General features: G+C 70.1%; 16 protein-coding genes. 7 read left to right on the plus strand and 9 right to left on the minus strand.

The window, feature by feature from the left end:
- Nucleotides 1-76 precede the first annotated feature (76 nt).
- Entirely contained in the window at nucleotides 77-451 is a 375-nt protein-coding gene (locus ACWFRJ_RS15630; protein ID WP_249591189.1) for an RNA polymerase-binding protein RbpA, read from the plus strand.
- A 123-nt stretch (nucleotides 452-574) separates the two neighbouring features.
- On the opposite strand, the gene fxsA is transcribed toward ACWFRJ_RS15630, so the two are convergent.
- The 4 genes from fxsA to ACWFRJ_RS15650 all read right to left on the minus strand — a co-directional run bounded on the left by fxsA (nucleotide 575) and on the right by ACWFRJ_RS15650 (nucleotide 4,803).
- Complete coding sequence (gene fxsA, locus ACWFRJ_RS15635; protein WP_453529845.1) at nucleotides 575-1,153, minus strand: FxsA family membrane protein; 579 nt, start codon at nucleotides 1,151-1,153, stop codon at nucleotides 575-577.
- Nucleotides 1,154-1,235: 82 nt separating this feature from the next.
- Nucleotides 1,236-2,171, minus strand: a complete 936-nt coding sequence (locus ACWFRJ_RS15640) for a polyprenol monophosphomannose synthase (RefSeq protein WP_453529848.1) — start codon at nucleotides 2,169-2,171, stop codon at nucleotides 1,236-1,238.
- A gap of 489 nt (nucleotides 2,172-2,660) precedes the next feature.
- Entirely contained in the window at nucleotides 2,661-4,304 is a 1,644-nt protein-coding gene (locus ACWFRJ_RS15645) for an amidohydrolase (RefSeq protein WP_453529851.1), read from the minus strand.
- A gap of 58 nt (nucleotides 4,305-4,362) precedes the next feature.
- The gene (locus ACWFRJ_RS15650; protein WP_389914637.1) at nucleotides 4,363-4,803 is read right to left on the minus strand and encodes an Lrp/AsnC family transcriptional regulator; all 441 of its coding nucleotides are present in this window, start codon (nucleotides 4,801-4,803) and stop codon (nucleotides 4,363-4,365) included.
- A 199-nt stretch (nucleotides 4,804-5,002) separates the two neighbouring features.
- Here ACWFRJ_RS15650 and ACWFRJ_RS15655 point away from each other — a divergent pair, with 199 nt between their 5' ends.
- Entirely contained in the window at nucleotides 5,003-5,446 is a 444-nt protein-coding gene (locus ACWFRJ_RS15655; protein ID WP_453529856.1) for a hypothetical protein, read from the plus strand.
- 3 nt (nucleotides 5,447-5,449) lie between these two features.
- On the opposite strand, the gene ACWFRJ_RS15660 is transcribed toward ACWFRJ_RS15655, so the two are convergent.
- The 3 genes from ACWFRJ_RS15660 to ACWFRJ_RS15670 form a co-directional block, all read right to left on the minus strand.
- On the minus strand, nucleotides 5,450-6,541 hold the full coding sequence (locus tag ACWFRJ_RS15660; RefSeq protein WP_453529859.1) for a phosphotransferase family protein: 1,092 nt from the start codon (nucleotides 6,539-6,541) through the stop codon (nucleotides 5,450-5,452).
- Nucleotides 6,542-6,567: 26 nt separating this feature from the next.
- Nucleotides 6,568-7,695, minus strand: a complete 1,128-nt coding sequence (locus ACWFRJ_RS15665) for a hypothetical protein (RefSeq protein WP_453529862.1) — start codon at nucleotides 7,693-7,695, stop codon at nucleotides 6,568-6,570.
- A 597-nt stretch (nucleotides 7,696-8,292) separates the two neighbouring features.
- Nucleotides 8,293-9,468 (minus strand): acyl-CoA dehydrogenase family protein, encoded by a 1,176-nt coding sequence (locus tag ACWFRJ_RS15670; RefSeq protein WP_453529865.1) that lies wholly within the window; start codon nucleotides 9,466-9,468, stop codon nucleotides 8,293-8,295.
- A 377-nt stretch (nucleotides 9,469-9,845) separates the two neighbouring features.
- Between ACWFRJ_RS15670 and ACWFRJ_RS15675 the strand changes: the two genes are divergently transcribed.
- The gene (locus ACWFRJ_RS15675) at nucleotides 9,846-11,150 is read left to right on the plus strand and encodes a glycoside hydrolase family 18 protein (protein ID WP_453529868.1); all 1,305 of its coding nucleotides are present in this window, start codon (nucleotides 9,846-9,848) and stop codon (nucleotides 11,148-11,150) included.
- A 51-nt stretch (nucleotides 11,151-11,201) separates the two neighbouring features.
- Here the strand turns inward: ACWFRJ_RS15675 and ACWFRJ_RS15680 are convergent, their stop codons facing one another.
- The gene (locus ACWFRJ_RS15680; RefSeq protein WP_453529871.1) at nucleotides 11,202-11,864 is read right to left on the minus strand and encodes a TetR/AcrR family transcriptional regulator; all 663 of its coding nucleotides are present in this window, start codon (nucleotides 11,862-11,864) and stop codon (nucleotides 11,202-11,204) included.
- 134 nt (nucleotides 11,865-11,998) lie between these two features.
- Here ACWFRJ_RS15680 and ACWFRJ_RS15685 point away from each other — a divergent pair, with 134 nt between their 5' ends.
- Genes ACWFRJ_RS15685 through ACWFRJ_RS15695 form a run of 3 tightly spaced genes read left to right on the plus strand, consistent with a single transcriptional unit; the run spans nucleotide 11,999 to nucleotide 14,564 of the window.
- Nucleotides 11,999-12,643: a DUF6230 family protein gene (locus ACWFRJ_RS15685; RefSeq protein ID WP_453529874.1), complete on the plus strand. Its 645-nt coding sequence runs from the start codon at nucleotides 11,999-12,001 to the stop codon at nucleotides 12,641-12,643.
- Nucleotides 12,634-13,644: a DUF6114 domain-containing protein gene (locus tag ACWFRJ_RS15690; protein ID WP_453529877.1), complete on the plus strand. Its 1,011-nt coding sequence runs from the start codon at nucleotides 12,634-12,636 to the stop codon at nucleotides 13,642-13,644. Before ACWFRJ_RS15685 ends, ACWFRJ_RS15690 begins: the two co-directional genes overlap by 10 nt.
- Nucleotides 13,641-14,564, plus strand: coding sequence for a hypothetical protein (locus ACWFRJ_RS15695; protein ID WP_453529880.1), 924 nt, complete (start codon nucleotides 13,641-13,643; stop codon nucleotides 14,562-14,564). The genes ACWFRJ_RS15690 and ACWFRJ_RS15695 overlap by 4 nt, the downstream gene beginning before the upstream one ends.
- Here ACWFRJ_RS15695 and ACWFRJ_RS15700 read toward each other — a convergent pair.
- A complete protein-coding gene (locus ACWFRJ_RS15700) occupies nucleotides 14,542-14,709 on the minus strand; it encodes an SCO1431 family membrane protein (protein ID WP_453529883.1) in 168 nt (55 codons plus the stop codon). The two genes, ACWFRJ_RS15695 and ACWFRJ_RS15700, sit on opposite strands and share 23 nt — an antisense overlap.
- 239 nt (nucleotides 14,710-14,948) lie before the next feature.
- On the opposite strand from ACWFRJ_RS15700, the gene ACWFRJ_RS15705 reads away from it, so the two are divergent.
- Nucleotides 14,949-16,442: a M1 family metallopeptidase gene (locus ACWFRJ_RS15705; RefSeq protein ID WP_453529886.1), complete on the plus strand. Its 1,494-nt coding sequence runs from the start codon at nucleotides 14,949-14,951 to the stop codon at nucleotides 16,440-16,442.
- The last annotated feature ends 103 nt before the right edge of the window (nucleotides 16,443-16,545 follow it).

Raw genomic sequence — 16,545 nt, forward strand, 5'->3', positions numbered from 1 at the left:
CGCCGACCGGACGTTGACCGGATGACGACGACAGCGACACCTGTCCTGTGGGCGACAAGCCCGGGAGGCACGATTCATGAGTGAGCGAGCTCTTCGCGGTACGCGCCTCGTGGTGACCAGCTACGAGACCGACCGCGGCATCGACTTGGCTCCGCGCCAGGCCGTGGAGTACGCATGCCAGAACGGACATCGATTTGAGATGCCGTTCTCGGTAGAGGCAGAAATCCCGCCGGAGTGGGAGTGCAAGGTCTGCGGGGTTCAGGCACTCCTTGTAGACGGCGACGGACCTGAGGAGAAGAAGGGTAAGCCTGCGCGTACGCACTGGGACATGCTCATGGAGCGCCGTACTCGAGAGGAACTCGAGGAGGTCCTGGAGGAGCGCCTCGCGGTTCTCCGTTCAGGAGCCATGAACATCGCGGTGCATCCGCGGGACTCCCGCAAGTCCGCCTGACGGCGAACTGAAGAACACCGCACACGAAGGCCGGGGCCACTGCTGAGCAGTGGCCCCGGCCTTCGTGCTGCTCTCGGGCCGCCCGCGCGGGCGGGCGGCCTCTCAGAGCCACTCAGAGCCCGCTCAGCGCGGCGGGAGCTGCGGGTCGTCCGGGTGCGGGGAGCGGTCCTGGCGCTCGTCGTCCTTGATGACCTCGCCCTGGACGACCTTGCCGTCCGGGCGGTGCATGCGCGCCTGCTGGAACGCGTCGCCGAGACCGCCCTGTGTGGCCTCACGGACCTTGCGCTCGAAAGTCTTCTCCGCCGTACGACTGACGGCCTTCTGGACGGGAGGGACGAGCAGGAGCAGTCCCAGGGCGTCGGAGATCAGCCCCGGCAGGATGATCAGCAGGCCGCCCAGCATCGTCAGGGCGTTGCCGCCGCCCCGCTCGGAGGAGTTCGGCGCCAGGCCGCTCTGCTGCTGTTGCACGGCCTCGCTCAGCTCGCGGAAGGCCCTGCGGCCCGCGCGCTTGATGACCATGCCGCCGAGCACGACACCGGCCACGAGCAGCAGGAAGACCGTCAGCCCGCCCGCGGCGCCCGCCACCACGGTGAGCAGCCAGATCTCAAGGACCAGCCAGGCGGCGATGCCGAGCGGCAGGAACCTCAGGACGCGGGAGCGCCGGGGCCGGGCGGGTCTGGTGGGCGATGCGCCAGTCGTCATGGATCCAGTGTGCCTGGGCCCGGCTCAGACCGGCGTAAGGAAATGATCAACAAGCGACCGCGAGCGACCGCCGGAGCGACGGTCAGGAGGCCTTGGGATCTGCCGGGGGTTCCTGCGCCCCCACGGCATCCTTGTGGCCCAGCGGTTCGGCGTCCTCGCGATCCGGCGCGTCGACGTCCTTGCGGTCCGGCGCGTCGGCGTCCTTGCGGCCGAGGGTGTCGGTGTCCTTGCGGCCGAGCGCCCGGCCCACGCGGCCCACCCGCTCCCCCACACCCCACGCCGTGACGCGCCACAGCGCCTCGGCGACGATGTCCTGGCTCATCTTGCTGTCGCCGAGCTCCCGCTCGACGAAGGTGATCGGCACCTCGACGACGTGATAGCCCGACTTGATCGCCCGGCGGGCCAGGTCGACCTGGAAGCAGTAGCCCTGCGAGGCGACCTCGCTGAGGCCGATGCCTTCGAGGGTCTCGCGGCGGAAGGCGCGGTAGCCGCCCGTGACGTCGCGGATCGGCACGTCGAGCATCACCCGGGAGTACGTACTGCCGCCGCGCGAGATGAGCTGGCGGTACTTGGGCCAGTTCACGATCCGGCCGCCCGGCACCCAGCGCGAGCCGAGGACCAGATCGGCGCCCTTGAGCGCGGTGAGCAGCCGGGGCAGCTCCTCGGGCTGGTGGGAGCCGTCGGCGTCCATCTCCACGAGCACGCCGTAGTCGTTGTCCAGGCCCCACTGGAAGCCCGCGAGATAGGCCGCGCCGAGGCCTTCCTTGCCCTTGCGGTGCAGTACGTGGACGTGGTCGTCCTCGACCGCGAGCTCATCGGCGATCTTGCCGGTGCCGTCGGGGCTGTTGTCGTCGGCGACGAGGATGTGCGCCTCGGGCACGGAGACCCGGACGCGGCCGACGATGGACTGGATGTTCTCCGCCTCGTTGTAGGTCGGAATGATCACCAAGGCCATGCCGAGCGGGCCGAACTGCCTCCCCTGATCTCCGGTACCGGAGACCCCACCGCCGTCGTTCACTACTGCCCCTTCGTTCGTACGCAGAGGACCACCATAGTGGCCGCGTCCCGCGAGGCCACGACGGCACGTGCGGTTGAGGGGAGTACTACGGGTCGGGGCCCGGCGCCCTTCGGGCCGACCTGGGGCCCGCTGGCTGCGGGTCGACCGAAAGCCGTTGTCTACTGAGCGTCCGGGCCCGACCCGGGTCACACCTGCCGGCCCGGTGGAACGTTCCCTCGCATCCGCGGCGCGGGCGCTGGACCTGGCTCCCAGTGGTGGTGCGCCGGTGCGGCACACCACCCATGGCCCAGCGGCGTTCGACGTTTGCGTGGAGATTCTCCGGTCGGACGTCCTTTGGTGGACCCGGCCGAACCTACCGGCCTACGGCGGCGTTCTGTCAATAGCCGTTTGACCTGGGGCGATTCCAAAAACAGCCAGGTCAGTGCCGAGGATACCCAGGTCGTGCGACGCGAGAACGGACCGCGATCGGCGGTACGCACCGCCGGGACATCACTCTTCCGGCCCTACGAAGACCGGTTTTCCGAAGACGACCGTGCGCAGACAGACGGGGAGTTCGAGGCCGGGGGTCAGGTCGGGCAGACCGGGGGTTCCGGACCGCGGGTCGGTCGACCAGCGCGAGACACGGTCGTCCGGCGCCTGGACCACGAGTTCCGGGGTACGCCAGACGGCGTAGTCGGCGGGAGCCCCCGGTACCAGGACGCCCGCGTCGTCCCGCCCGACGGCCCGCCAGCCGCCCCGGGTGTGGGCGGTGAACGCGGCCCGCACCGACACACGGTGCTCGAGGGTCTGGTGGAACGCGGCGGCGCGCACGGTGCCCCAGGGGTCGAGCGGCGTGACCGGGCTGTCGGATCCGAAGGCGAGCGGGACGCCGGTGCGCAGGAGGGCCGCGTACGGGTTGAGGGTGCGGGCCCGCTCGGCGCCGAGGCGCTGGACGTACATGCCGTCCTCGCCGCCCCACAGGGCGTCGAAGGCGGGCTGCACGGAGGCGGTGAGGCCCAGTTCGGCGAAGGCGGCGATCGTCTCCGGGGTGAGCATCTCGGCGTGCTCCACGCGGTGCCTTGCGGCCCGTACGCGGGCCAGGCCGACCTTCTCGGCGGCCGCGCGGACGCCCTCGACGACCGAGGTCACCGCGGCGTCGCCGATGGCGTGGAAGCCCGCCTGGACCCCTGCCTCGGTGCAGGCGACGACGTGCGCGGTGACGGCGGCGGCGTCCAGGTAGGCGGTGCCGGTGTGGCCGGAGTCGGCATACGGCTCGTGCAGACAGGCGGTGTGCGAGCCGAGGGCGCCGTCGACGAAGAGGTCACCCGCCGCTCCTACGGCCCCCAGTTCCTTTGCACGGGCGACGCCTTCCGCACCCTGCTGCGCCCAGTAGCCGACGACACGAGGACCGGCCTCTTCGGCGGCGAGGCGAAGAAGCCCCGTCAGGTCGTCCTCGCTGGAGATCTCAGGACCCGCGCACTCGTGCACGGAGCCGATACCGAGGGACGCGGCGTGCTTCAGCGCCGCGCGCTGGGCCTCGACGCGCTGCTGCGGGGTGACGGCGCCGAGGGCGGTGGCGCGCACCGCGTGGTGGGCGTCGGCGGTCAGCGGCGCGTCCGCGTGGAAGCCGGTGCGCCCGGTGACGCCGGGGACGAGGTCGAGCAGCGCGGTGGTGACGACGGCCGAGTGGACGTCGATGCGGGAGAGGTAGAGGGGACGGCCGCCGGTCGCCTCGTCCAGCTCCGCGCGCGTGGGCGGGCGACCGCCGGTCCAGCGGGCGGCGTCCCAGCCGTGGCCCAGGAGCACACGGTCGTGCGGCCTGGCGACGGCGTGCACGCGTACGAGAGCGAGTGCGTCGTCGAGGGAGCGGGCACCCGTCAGGTCAAGGCCCGTCAGGGCGAGTCCGGTCCCCGTGGTGTGCACATGCGCATCGGTGAACGCCGGGGTGACGAGTGCTCCTTCGAGGTCGACGACCTCGTCCACGCCGTCGGCGAACGCGTCGGCCGCGCCCTCGGATCCCACCCAGGCGACGTGCCCGCGTTCGACGACCATGGCCGTGGCGAACGGATCGGCGGGGCTGTGGACGTCTCCGCCGCGCAGCAGCACGGTGCGGTGGCCCTCAGGGCCGTTCTGGGGGGTGGTGCTCAGGCTCATGGGACCAGTATTGGCCCCTTCTTGTGCAGGCCCCGCGCAGGGGTCACCCACGGGCGGCTCAGACCTGCGGGGGCCTGGCCTCGTAGGGAGTGGAGAGCACGACCGTCGTCCGGGTGGAGACGCCGGCGAGTGCGCGCAGGCGGCTCAGCAGGTGTTCGAGGTCGAGCGGGGTCGCGACGCGCACCTTGAGGATGTAGTTCTCCTCGCCCGCCACGCTGTGGCACGCCTCGATCTCCGGGACGCCCGCGAGGCGTTCGGCGATGTCGTCGGGCGCGCTGGGGTCGAACGGCTTCACCGAGATGAACGCCGTGAGCGGCAGGCCGACGGCCTCCGGGTCCACGACCGCGGCATAGCCGCGCACGACACCGCGCTGCTCCAGGCGGCGCACACGCTGGTGCACGGCCGATGTGGACAGGCCCGTGGCCTTGCCCAGGTCGGTGTAGCTCATCCGCCCGTCCTTGACGAGCAGCTGCACGATCTGTCGGTCCAGCTCCTCCATGCGCTGAACCTACAGGGCTCTTGATCCCTCCGGATACCTGTCGGCGCGACGGCGGCACCTTCTCCGGGCATGTGACGAACGCCACATACCTGTGACCGTGTCCAAAGGGATGCCACGATTACCTCTACGACGGGACGGGAAGTGCTTGCTGTGGTCGAGGCCGCAGCGCCTTCTCGGCCCACCCAAGGGGGAGAATCCCATGCAGAACTTGAAGCGCCCCGGTCGCTCTGCCCGCAGTAAGCAGCAGCGCTCCGATGAATCCGCGTCGGCACTCGTATCGGAGGGCGTCGAATCGGGTGAATCCGAGTTCGACGCGTACGACACCTTCGAGATGTACCGGGTGACGTGCCCGGACTGCGCGCAGCCGATCGCGCTCCTCGCCGACGAGGACGTCCTGCCCGAGCACGCGCTGTGCGTCACCCGGTGGAACCCGTTCGGCCTCACGGTGTGTGCGGGCACGGGCCGCGCCGCGGCCGACGCGGAGCCCGCGGACGAGACGATGGAGGTTCAGGAGCAGGAGATGGGGCTCCTGTTGACGCTCCCTCAGGGACTCGACTGGCGCACACAGCCCTTCTCGCACGTCGGCGGCCAGGGCTCGCGCCCCCGTCGCGTGCCCGAGCAGGACCACCGCTCCGCGGCCTGACGCCTACCAGTAGCTGCCCTGCACCATGGCCGCCAGGCTGGCGTGGTGCAGGATCAGCGTGTCCGGCTCCTCGGGGATCTCGGCCTCGCCGAAGTGCACCTGGCGGTAGGCGACGCGCAGCATGACGACGGCGTGCCGCAGCGCCGCGTACAGCGTGTGGAAGTCCATGGACCGCGGTGTGTGGCCCGTGAGCCGGGCGTAGCGCTCCTCGATGACGTCGCGGCGCAGGAAGCCCGGCAGGCCCTCCTGCCCGAAGCTCACCGTCAGGTCCTGGAAGAAGCGGTGCAGATAGACCATCCAGCCGAGGTCGACCTCGCGGGGTGCGAGCGCCGCCATCTCCCAGTCCAGTACGGCCGCGGGGTCGAAACCGTCGTAGATGACGTTTCCGATGCGTGCGTCGCCCCAGTTGAGGACGGTCTCGCCCTCGTCGTCCGGCCACCACTCCTCCAGGCGCGCGAAGGCGCTCTCGATGAGGGGTGAGCGGGGCAGGCCTTCGACCACCCATTCGTAGTAGGCGCGTTGGGCGGTGACGTGGCGGCGCAGTGGGCTGCCTTCACCGGGCAGGGCCAGGAACTCGGCCTCCGCGACGGGCACTTGGTCGTGGAGGTGTGCGATCAGGCGGATCGAGGCCTCTTCGAGGTGCGCCCGTTCGGCGTCGGTGGCGCAGTGGAGCCAATTCCCCTCGTACGTATAGGGCATGACGTCCGGCGGTACGCGCCCCTCGACCCGCTCCATGACGAAGAAGGGCGCGCCGAGCGGCCCCGGGTCCTCCTCGAGCCACAGCACACGCGGCACCGGCAGATCGGTGCGCTCGGCGACGAGCCGCATCGTGCGGTGTTGGCGCGGCAGGTCGTAGACCGGGAAGATCGTGTACGCGGCCGGGTCGGCGGCGACGCGCAACGCGCAGGCCCTCAGGGGTGGTTGTGGGTGCTCGATGTCGAACAGGAGGGTCTCGCTCGACATGCCGTTGGACTCCGGGACCCGTACGCCGGTGGCCTTGGCGCCGGGCAGCCGGGTGGCGAGCCAGGCCGTGAGTCTGCGGGCGAGTTCCTCCGGGTCGCGGGTGGTGGTGCGGGGGCGGGGTGCTGTCGCCATCGCCGGGCTCCTCTCAGGTGTGGATCTCAGGGGGCCACGGAGTCGAAGCCGGTGAAGCCGCTCGGGTCGTGGCGGCCGAAGCTGCCGTGCTCGAAAATGCCGTATCCCGTACGCCCGTCGAGGGTGAAGCGGGCGGCATGGTCGATGACTCCGAACGCCGCCCTCGGGTGCGCCGCCGGATCGGACAGGTCGTAGTCGCGGCGGTCGGTCCAGCCACGCCCCTGCCAGGTGCCGTGCTGCCAGTCGTCGGCCGGCGGATAGCCCGCGCCCACGGCGAGCGGCAGCGAGGCGAGGACCTCGACGCCGAGCTCCACGGGCTTGCGGTCGTCGGGGTCGGTCAGGTGGATGACGGCGCGCTCGGGGTGGCGGGTGCCGGAGCGGTAGGTGATGTCGGTCTGGGGCCAGCCGAGTTGACGGTCACGCACTCCCGGCCTGACGAGCGTCGCCTCGTTGAGCGAGCGGTAGCCGCCCGCGTCTTCCTGGGCGATGACCATCAGAAAGCGGTCGTCGAAGCGCACCGGGCTCCAGATCCAGTGGAAGCCCTCGGTACCGAACTCCTCCTCCAGGCGCCCGCGTTCCTCCCCGGGGATCGGCCGCACGCCCCAACTGCGGTCACGGGTCGCGGTCCACTCCCCCGCCGTCACCGGTATGTCCTGGCCTCCGACGCGGATCACACCGGAGCAGCCGCCCGCCTGGACGAAGCGACGCCCTTCGAGGGAGAGCCGGTCGCCGCGCCGCTGGATGTGGTGCGGCTCCCAGAGGGCGGGGAAGTCCGCGGTCCACGTGATGTCGTACGAGAGGGACTCGGGGTCGTCGGGATCGGCGGCGCACCTCAGGCGCAGCCGCCGCAGTGGTTCCTCGACGGTGATGGTCAGCGGGCCCACCGAGAGGTTCATCCGGTCGTCGCCGAGCGCGTCCGACGCGCGCACGGCGTGGAGCGTGTCTCCTCTGCGCAGGGTGGCGTAGGCGTCGATCACACCCACGTTCGGGTAGACGCCGAGTCCGAGGATAAGGAGGGAGCGCCCCTCGTGGTCGAAGAGGTGGAAGATGCAGCGGTCGTAGGCGTTGCGGTCGCCCGTCGCGACCTGCTTCATGGACAGCGGCACCTGATGGATCGGGTACTCGTCGAGCGGGACGGGACGGTCGTCTGCCACGGTCAGCCTCCCTGGGCGCACGGCAGTTCGCGGATGCGGGGCGAATTCCGTTGCCCCGGCAAGGAGTTGACGGTACGTCAGACCGTGTGACGGAGCCAGAGACGTGTCGGTCCGCGTTCACGGAGCGGTGGTTCCGTGCGGATCGCACGGATGGGGGGATGTTGCGGGAGGCGGTCTCGGCCGCCACAAGGGCATGCCGCGAACTGACGCTCGAATCCGGCGGCCGGTGACCTGTCCCCCGCGGGGCGCGTTGGCCGCATATGACCACCCCCACGCCGATGCCCATGGCGCACCCGCCGACCGGCCGACGCAGGCGCAGCCTCCTAACGGCTCCCCCGGCTCCCCCGGCCGCCGCAGAATCGGTTCCCCAGGACCCTCAACCGCCGCAGCATCCCCATCCACCGCAACACCATCAACCGCCCCAGCAGCACTATCAGTCACCCCAACAGCACCCCCAGCCCCAGCCTCCGCACCCCCAGGACCCGCCGATCTACCGCGCCCTCATCCGCAACTGGGCCGAGCGCGGCAAGACCCTGCCTGGCCGCCACGACCCGGAGTGGGCGCGGCTCGCGGCGCCCCCGGTCAGGCTCGGTCAGTTCAACGCGTTTCGGGACCCGCGAGGTGACGGGCGATGACCATCCGCTGGATCTGATTGGTGCCCTCGACGATCTGCAGCACCTTGGCCTCGCGCATCAGGCGCTCCACCGGGAAGTCCGCGGTGTAGCCATAGCCGCCGAGCACCTGCACGGCGTCCGTCGTGACCTTCATCGCGGCGTCCGTGCAAAGGAGTTTCGCCATGGCCGCCTGCTTGGAGAACGGCCTGCCCGCGTCGCGCAACCGCGCCGCGGAAAGATAGAGCGCCCGCCCCGCCTCGATCTGCGTCGCCATGTCCGCGAGCATGAACCGAAGGCCCTGGAAGTCCGCGATCGGCCGCCCGAACTGCCGCCGCTCGGTGGCGTATCGAAGCGCCTCGTCGAGCGCCGCCTGGGCCACTCCGACAGCACAGGCCGCGATGCCGAGCCGCCCCGAGTCGAGCGCGGAGAGCGCGATCGCGAAGCCCTGCCCCTCCTCGCCGATGCGGCGGGCGTCGGACACCCGCACCCCGTCGAAGTGGATCTGGGCGGTGGGTGAGCCCTTCATGCCCATCTTCTTCTCCGGCTGCGCCGCGTTCAGGCCCTCGGCGTCGCCCGGCACCAGGAACGCGGAGATGCCGCGGGCGCCTTCGCCGCCGGTGCGGGCAAGGACGGTGTAGAAGTCGGCGACTCCGCCGTGCGTGATCCAGGCCTTCGTCCCGCTGATCACCCAGTCGTCGCCGTCGCGCACGGCTTTCGTCCGCAGCGACGCGGCGTCCGATCCTGAGGCGGGCTCGGAGAGGCAGTACGCCCCGAGCAGTCCGCCGCCGAGCATCGCGGGCAGGTGCTCGGCCTGCTGCTCCTTGGTGCCGTAGCCCGCGAGCGCGTGGCAGGACAGGGAGTGGACGCTGACGCCGAGGCCGACGGTGAGCCGGGCTGCGGCGAGCTCTTCAAGAACCTGGAGATAGACCTCGTACGGCTGGTCGCCGCCGCCGAACTCGCTCGCGTACGGAAGTCCGAGCAGTCCGGAATCGGAGAGGAGGGTGAAGACCTCGCGCGGGAAGTGCCCGGCGTCCTCCTCCTCGGCCGCGCGGGGAGCTATCTCCCGCTGGACGAGATCACGGACGAGCGAGAACAGATCCCGGGCCTCGTCTGTGGGCAGCTGACGGTCCACCGACTGCTGCAAGGTTCGCTCAGGCATGGCGATCGCATCCTCCCTTTCGGCACTGCGGCGGACCCGCGGGGTAGTGCGGGCGCCACCGTGTCTCACGGCCCGGCCAGTGGTGCACTTCCGGGTCGCGGAAGGTGCTGTGACCAGCGGCTCTGGCGCGTTGAGTATGCCCGATCGGGGGCTGCCAGTCACTAGTTAACGACCGCTTACTCAAAAGATAGCCGACGTTCGCAAGAGGGGCGCGGAATTGGTCCGAACCATTGACCCCACTGGTCTAGTCCTCCTAGAGTCCAGCCGAGCGCTTTTCCGCGTTCATGCCAATTCAACGTTCACTGACGTCAGCTGGCACCCGCAGGTCAACAGCACCATGTCCCCCCATGCGCCCTCTCCCCCCACGAGGAGAAACGATGCTCAGACCGCACCTTCCCCGCGCCCCCTTCCGGGCGCTCATCGCCACCGCGTGTTGTGCCGTGCTCGGCGGGGGTCTCCTCGCCGGAGCGGGCACCGCTACGGCGGGTCCCGACAACGGGTCCGTCAACGGGACCGCCAAGGCCGCGAGTTCGCAGGCCGCGGCCGGTTCCAAGGCCGCAGTCGGCTCCAAGGCCGCAGCCGGTTCCAAGGTCGTCGGGTACTTCACCGAATGGGGTGTCTACGACCGGAATTACCACGTCAAGAACATCGAGACGTCCGGCTCCGCCGACAAGTTGACGCACATCAACTACGCCTTCGGCAACGTCCAGGGCGGCAAGTGCACGACGGGCGACGCCTACGCGGCGACCGACAAGGCGTACACCGCCGACCAGTCCGTGGACGGCGTCGCCGACACCTGGGACCAGGACCTGCGCGGCAACTTCAACCAGCTGCGCAAGCTCAAGAAGCTCCACCCGAACCTCAAGGTCCTGTGGTCCTTCGGCGGCTGGACCTGGTCCGGCGGCTTCACCGAGGCCGCCAAGAACCCGGCGGCGTTCGCCCAGTCCTGCTACGACCTGGTCGAGAACTCCAAGTGGGCCGATGTCTTCGACGGCATCGACATCGACTGGGAGTACCCCAACGCCTGCGGTCTGACCTGTGACACCAGCGGGCGCGCGGCGTACAAGGACCTGATGTCCGCGGTGCGTTCGAAGTTCGGCGGCGACAACCTCGTCACCGCGGCCATCCCGGCCGACGCTGAGGAAGGCGGCAAGATCGACGCCGCCGACTACGCGGGCGCCGCCCAGTACGTCGACTGGTACAACCCGATGACGTACGACTACTTCGGCGCATGGGACGCGAAGGGCCCGACCGCCCCGCACTCGCCGCTGAAGGCGTACGAGGGCGCGCCCAAGGCGACGTGGAACACCGACTCCACGATCAAGAAACTCCAGGGTCTCGGCGTACCGTCCGACAAGCTGCTGCTCGGCATCGGCTTCTACGGCCGTGGCTGGACGGGCGTCACGCAGAAGGAGCCGGGCGGCACCGCCACCGGGGCCGCCGCGGGCAAGTACGAGGCGGGCATCGACGACTACAAGGAACTCAAAGCCAAGTGCCCGGCCAACGGCACGGTCGGCGGGACCGCGTACGCGCACTGCGGGAACGACTGGTGGAGCTATGACACCCCGGCGACCATCGCGGGGAAGATGGACTACAAGAACCAGGCCGGCCTGGGCGGCACCTTCTTCTGGGAGCTCAGCGGCGACACGGCGAACGGCGAGCTGATCAAGGCCATCAACTGACCGGTCGCACGGAGTGGTCGGGGCGGGGGCCGTACGGCTCCCGCCCCTCTCTCATGGCCGCGGCGGGGCAGGAAACGACGGCTCGAACTCCTCGATGACGCGCAGGGTGTCGCCCAGGGTCCGCACGAGCAGGTCGCAGACCGTCTCGCGCGAAAGGCCCCGCACGCCGATCCAGTCGAGCGTGACGCCCTCGACGCTGCACAGCCAGCCGAGCAGCGCTGTGCGTGCGAGTTCCGGGATGTCGCGGCGGCCGTACGCCCCGTCGGCGATGGCCCCGATCAGGGCAGCTCGCACACCGTCGCGGATGGCCTGCACCTCGGCGTCGAAGCCGACGCCCCCGCTGATGATGGTGCGGTACGCCGCCTGATGGTGTTCGGCGTAGCGCAGATAGCCGTCGATGGTGCTGTGCACCCGCTCCACGGGCGGCAGGTCGTCGTGGCGCCCGGCGCGCGCGACCAGTTCCGCGACCGAGTCCTCGATGATCGCGAGGTAGTAGCCGCGCTTGGACTTGAAGTAGTAGTAGATCAACCCCTTGGCGACGCACGCCTGTTTGGCGATGTCGTCCATCGAGAGTGCGTCGTACGACGTGTCGGCGAACAACTTCCGCCCGATGGTGATGAGTTCGGCGCGGCGCGCCACGGAGCGATCGGTGCCGCGCGCCTGCGGGCGGGCGTCCACGGGACGGTCGGCGCCGCGCTGTTGACTATTATTCAATTTCGGCCCTAGTCTCCAACTGCCTCGGGTATCCGCAGTATGGCAGAAGCACGCCACCTGCCGGTTCTGCGTCCTTGGGCGCTCTCTCACGCACTCCCCCTACGCACGTGGACCGACGTACGGGAGGAAGACTCATGAGCGCAGCGCGCACCCCTTTGCGCGAGGGCCCTTCGCGCGAGGGCCCTTCGCGCGAGGGCAGAACCTCCTGGAAGAAGACGGCCGTCGTGGCCCTGCCGGCCGTCCTGGCCGTCGGCGTGATGGCCTCCGTGATGGCCGAGGGGGCGCTCGCCGCCTCCTTCGCCGTCTCCGGCACCAGCTTCCAGGTGTCATCCGGCAAGCTCACAAGCCAGGGCCTGTCCTCCTACGTACAGACCGACCGGGACATCGACGGCAAGGGGCACCCCGTGGCGCTCCTCGGAATCGGTGACGCGACCCTCTCCGACATCTGCCAGGCGGCCGAGGTCAAGACCCCGGTGGGCACGGTGGTGTTCAAGCTGACCGCGGGCGGCTCGGCGGGCGAGGTCACCGCGAGCAATCTCATCATCGACGGCGAGGACCTGAAGGGCGACGCCCGCTTCGGCACCGCCGAGATCGGCCGGGACGCCTCGACCCTCGACGAGGTGTCCGGAGTCAAGGGCGAGAAGGGGAAGTTCGGGCTCCAGGCCGGGGACATCACCGTCTCCGGGGTGAAGTCGCACGCCTGGTCGGCGACCGGCGGGAACTTCCGGCTCAAGGGCATGAAGCTCGACGTCAGCGTCGGCGGCAAGAAATGCTTCTGACCGGCGGCCGGAGAGCCGGAACCGGAGGCGGAGCCGGATTCGGCGCGTGGCGCGGAGACGGCGGCGGCTGGCTCGACCGGCGCCTGCCGCTGCCTGAAGCACGCCGGGTGCTGCGCAAGTGGCGGCGCACCCGGCCGTTCTGGGGCGGCCTGCTGCTCGTCCTGGGCGGCGCGGAGCTGCTCCTCGTGCCGCTGTCGCCGCTCACGGTCCTGGTCAGCCTGGGGCTCGGCGGGCTCGCGGCGATCGGCATCGGGCTCGCCCTGATCGCCGCCGGGATCTTCCTGTGGCTCCTGCCGCACGCCCATCACTACGTGAGCGTCAACGCCCTGATCCTGTCGGTGCTCTCGTTCGCGGCCACGAATCTGGGCGGGTTCCTGGTGGGCATGGTGCTCGGCATCGTGGGCAGCGCGATGGGCTTCGGCTGGACGCCGATGGCCGAGGACACGGGCGAGGACACCGACGAGGATCCTGAGCGGCCCAAGGTGCGGGACGGGCAGGGCGTACGCACGCTCGGAGTGCTGCTTCCGGTGGTCGTCATCGGAGCGACGCTGTGGGGCGGCACTCCGGCGCGGGCGGCGCCCGGCGACGCGATCGTGGCGGCGCGGACCCCGCCGACGATCACCACCACGCTCTTCTCGCCTCAGGGTTTCCTGCTTGCGGGTGTTCGCGAAATCCCCACCTCCGACGGGCCGTTGAAGGTCATGGTGCTGCGGATGAAGGCAGCGTCACTCACCGACTACCGGCTCACGACGCGCGACGGCAGCGATGAACTCGCCCTGGGCGCGGACACCTTGGACCTGAGCGGTTCCGTCACGCTCTACCTGACGAAGTTCAAGGGCTGCCTGGAGGGCCTGCTCTGCCTGACCTTCACCCCCGACGAACTGCCGGTGCCGCCCATCGTGCCGCCGTTCGTCTTCATGACCGACGTACAGGCCGAACAGGCCCTGGTCACATCGGACTCGATCGTGGCGGGCGGACTCACCCTGAAGGCATCGGCATGATCCAGATCCAGGCCGCCCTCTTCTGGGCGTACGCGATCGGCGCGACGTTCGCTCTCTCGGCGGGCCGGCAACTCCAGGTGTGGGAGCGGATCAACGCGGGCGAGGGGCCGCGGACGCGCAGCCGCGCCGCCAACCCCTATCTGGCGCTCACCACGCTGTTCGCGGCGGTCCTGATGGTGCCGACGGGGCTCTTCCTGCTCTGGCAGAACCCCGCGTGGGCGACGATGCACGTCGCGGACGGGCACGACGGGGTGTGGGCGGGGTTCGTGCTCTTCTACGCGGGCGGCATCCCCGTGGCCGCGATCCTCGGGTTCCTTGTGGCGCAGGGACTCGTCCTGGTCGGGGCGGGCTACTGGGCGTACCTCAGCTGCGTGGGCGGGTACTTCCTGCTCTTCGCGACCCTGATCCACGGCTGGGACGGCAGGGGGTACGAGCGGTTCCTCTCCCCGTCGGCACGGGACTTCGCCGGCTGGCGGCAGGACAGCGTGGTCAACCACGTACTGGACTTCCTGACGTCAGGGACGTTCCTCGCCCTGCTCCTCTTCGGCGCGGCCGTGATCGGCACGATGCTGTTCACGGAGATCGGCTGGCTGATGGAGGGCTGGTCGCTGCCCGGTGCGGACGAGGACCGCAAGGTGCACAGGTTCCTGGCGATCACCATCGCGGCGGCCGGGGTCTACGGCCTGCCGTTCCTCGGGGCGCTGGTCGCCAGTTTCCTCGTACGGCTCCTGGGCGGGTGGCTCGGCCTGCCGCTGTTCGCGGTCCTCGCGGGGCTCACGCTGCTGTCGCGGCGCTCGCCCGTGCGATGGCTCTACGGTCTGGTGGGCGTGCCGCAACGGCACTGGCGGGCGGACCTCGATCCGGGCCGCGACAGCCGTGAAAGTCCTGAGACCTGGGTCACAACAGACCGGTCTGCGTGACGAGCATCGCGAGGACGACGACGAGCGTCCAGCCGAGGACGTGCTCAAGGACCTTCGGGCCGTCTTCCTCGGGCCCGCCGGTGCGCGTGGTCGCGCGGGACTGTGCGGTGGCAGTGGCTGTGGCTGTGGCTGTGGCAGCGGTCATGGCATCACTCGATACGTATGCGTCACGCCTCTCGACGCGACGTCCGGCGGTGGACTCCCCCCACTGACCCATCCACCTTGCCATCGGATTCCGCGGTCGCGGGAGAGAGCTTGGTCACTTAACCACCGGATCCCGTACAACTCGGGCCGTGGGTTACGCGTCTCACTAGGCGGCGGGGCACACCCCCAGGCGCATCCCCGCCGACTCGTTCGCGCGACCTTCTGACCGAAAGGTTTCCGATGAGCAGCACCAACCGGACGCACCGCCGCAGAGCACGGATCGCCCTCGCGGCCGCCGTCACCGTGACCGCGGCCCTCACCGGCACGGTGTCGCAGGCGTCGTCCTCCGCACCCTCTGCATCCGGGACCGCGACACCCGGCGCACCCGGCCTGGGCGACCCGATGTTCCCGCTGGACGGGAACGGCGGGTACCGCGTCGACCACTACACCCTGGACTTCGACTGGCAGGCCCCGAAGACGCCGTTCGAGGCGACGGCGACGATCAAGGCCACCGCCACGCAGTCGCTCTCCCGCTTCAACCTGGACTTCGGGGGCAACACCCTGCACGGCGTGAAGATCAACGGGACGACCGCGCGTACGTCACGCGCAGGGGACGAGCTGACGATCACACCCAAGTCCCCTCTCCCGAAGGGCCGTACGTTCACGGCCAAGGTCACGTACACCGCCGACCCGACGCAGACGCGGCACCGCGACGACGCCATCGAGGACTACGGCTGGATCCCCACCGCCGACGGCACGGTGGTCTATCCCCAGCCGAACGGAGCGCGGCTGATCTTCCCGGCGAACGACCACCCGAGCCAGCGGGCGCCGATCACCTTCCGCATCACCACTCCGAAGGACCGGACCGCGGTCGCGAACGGCAAGCTGGTCGACCGTACGGAACGCCCCGGTGACCGGGTGCGCTGGACGTACGACTCCGAACAGCCCCTTTCCACGCAGCTGGTGCAGATGGCGGTCGGCAAGTTCAAGCTGGTCGACGGCAAGGGTCCGGGCGGTCTGCCGCTGCGGGACGTCGTCCCGGACGCGCTGGTCGAGCCGACGGCCGAGTACCGCAAGCTGACCCCGGACCATCTCACCTGGCTCCAGGAGAAGCTCGGCCCCTACCCCTTCAACCGCTACGGCCTCCTGGTCGGCGACACGGATCTGGGTGTCGCCCTGGAGACCCAGACGCTCTCGCTCATCCCCAAGGCCGATCTCCTGGGCACGAAGGTCGACGCCGAGCGGAACATGGTGCACGAGCTGACCCACCAGTGGTTCGGCGACAGCGTCGCCCTGAAGAGCTGGTCCGACCTCTGGGTGAGCGAGGGTCACGCCCGCTTCTACGAGCGGATGTACTCCGAGGAGCACGGCGGCGACAGCTTCGAGGCCGCCATGAAGACCGCCTACGCGGCCCACGACCAGTGGCGCCACGACTACGGCGCCCCCGCCGAGCCGACCGAGCCGAACCTCTTCAAGCGCATGCGCTACGACGGCTCGGCCTTGGTCCTGTACGCCCTGCGGGAGCAGGTGGGCGACGCGACATTCGAGAAGATCGAGCGGGCGTGGGTGACCGACTTCCGCGGAAAGACCGCGAGCACCCAGCAGTACATGGACCTGGCGTCAAAGATCTCCGGCCAGGACCTGGACGGCTTCCTGCGACCCTGGCTGTACGGCTCGAAGACACCGCCCATGCCGGGGCACCCGGACTGGGTGGTGAACCCGGTCCAGAGCTGAGGCCGGCCGCCCGCCATCCGGCGGCGGCGTTCGTGTGAAGTACGTACTCGGACGCCTGTGCGGCGGAATCCGCCGCTGCCGCGCGGGTACGGTGGTGCCTCGT

The organism is Streptomyces sp. NPDC055239 (genome assembly GCF_053606205.1).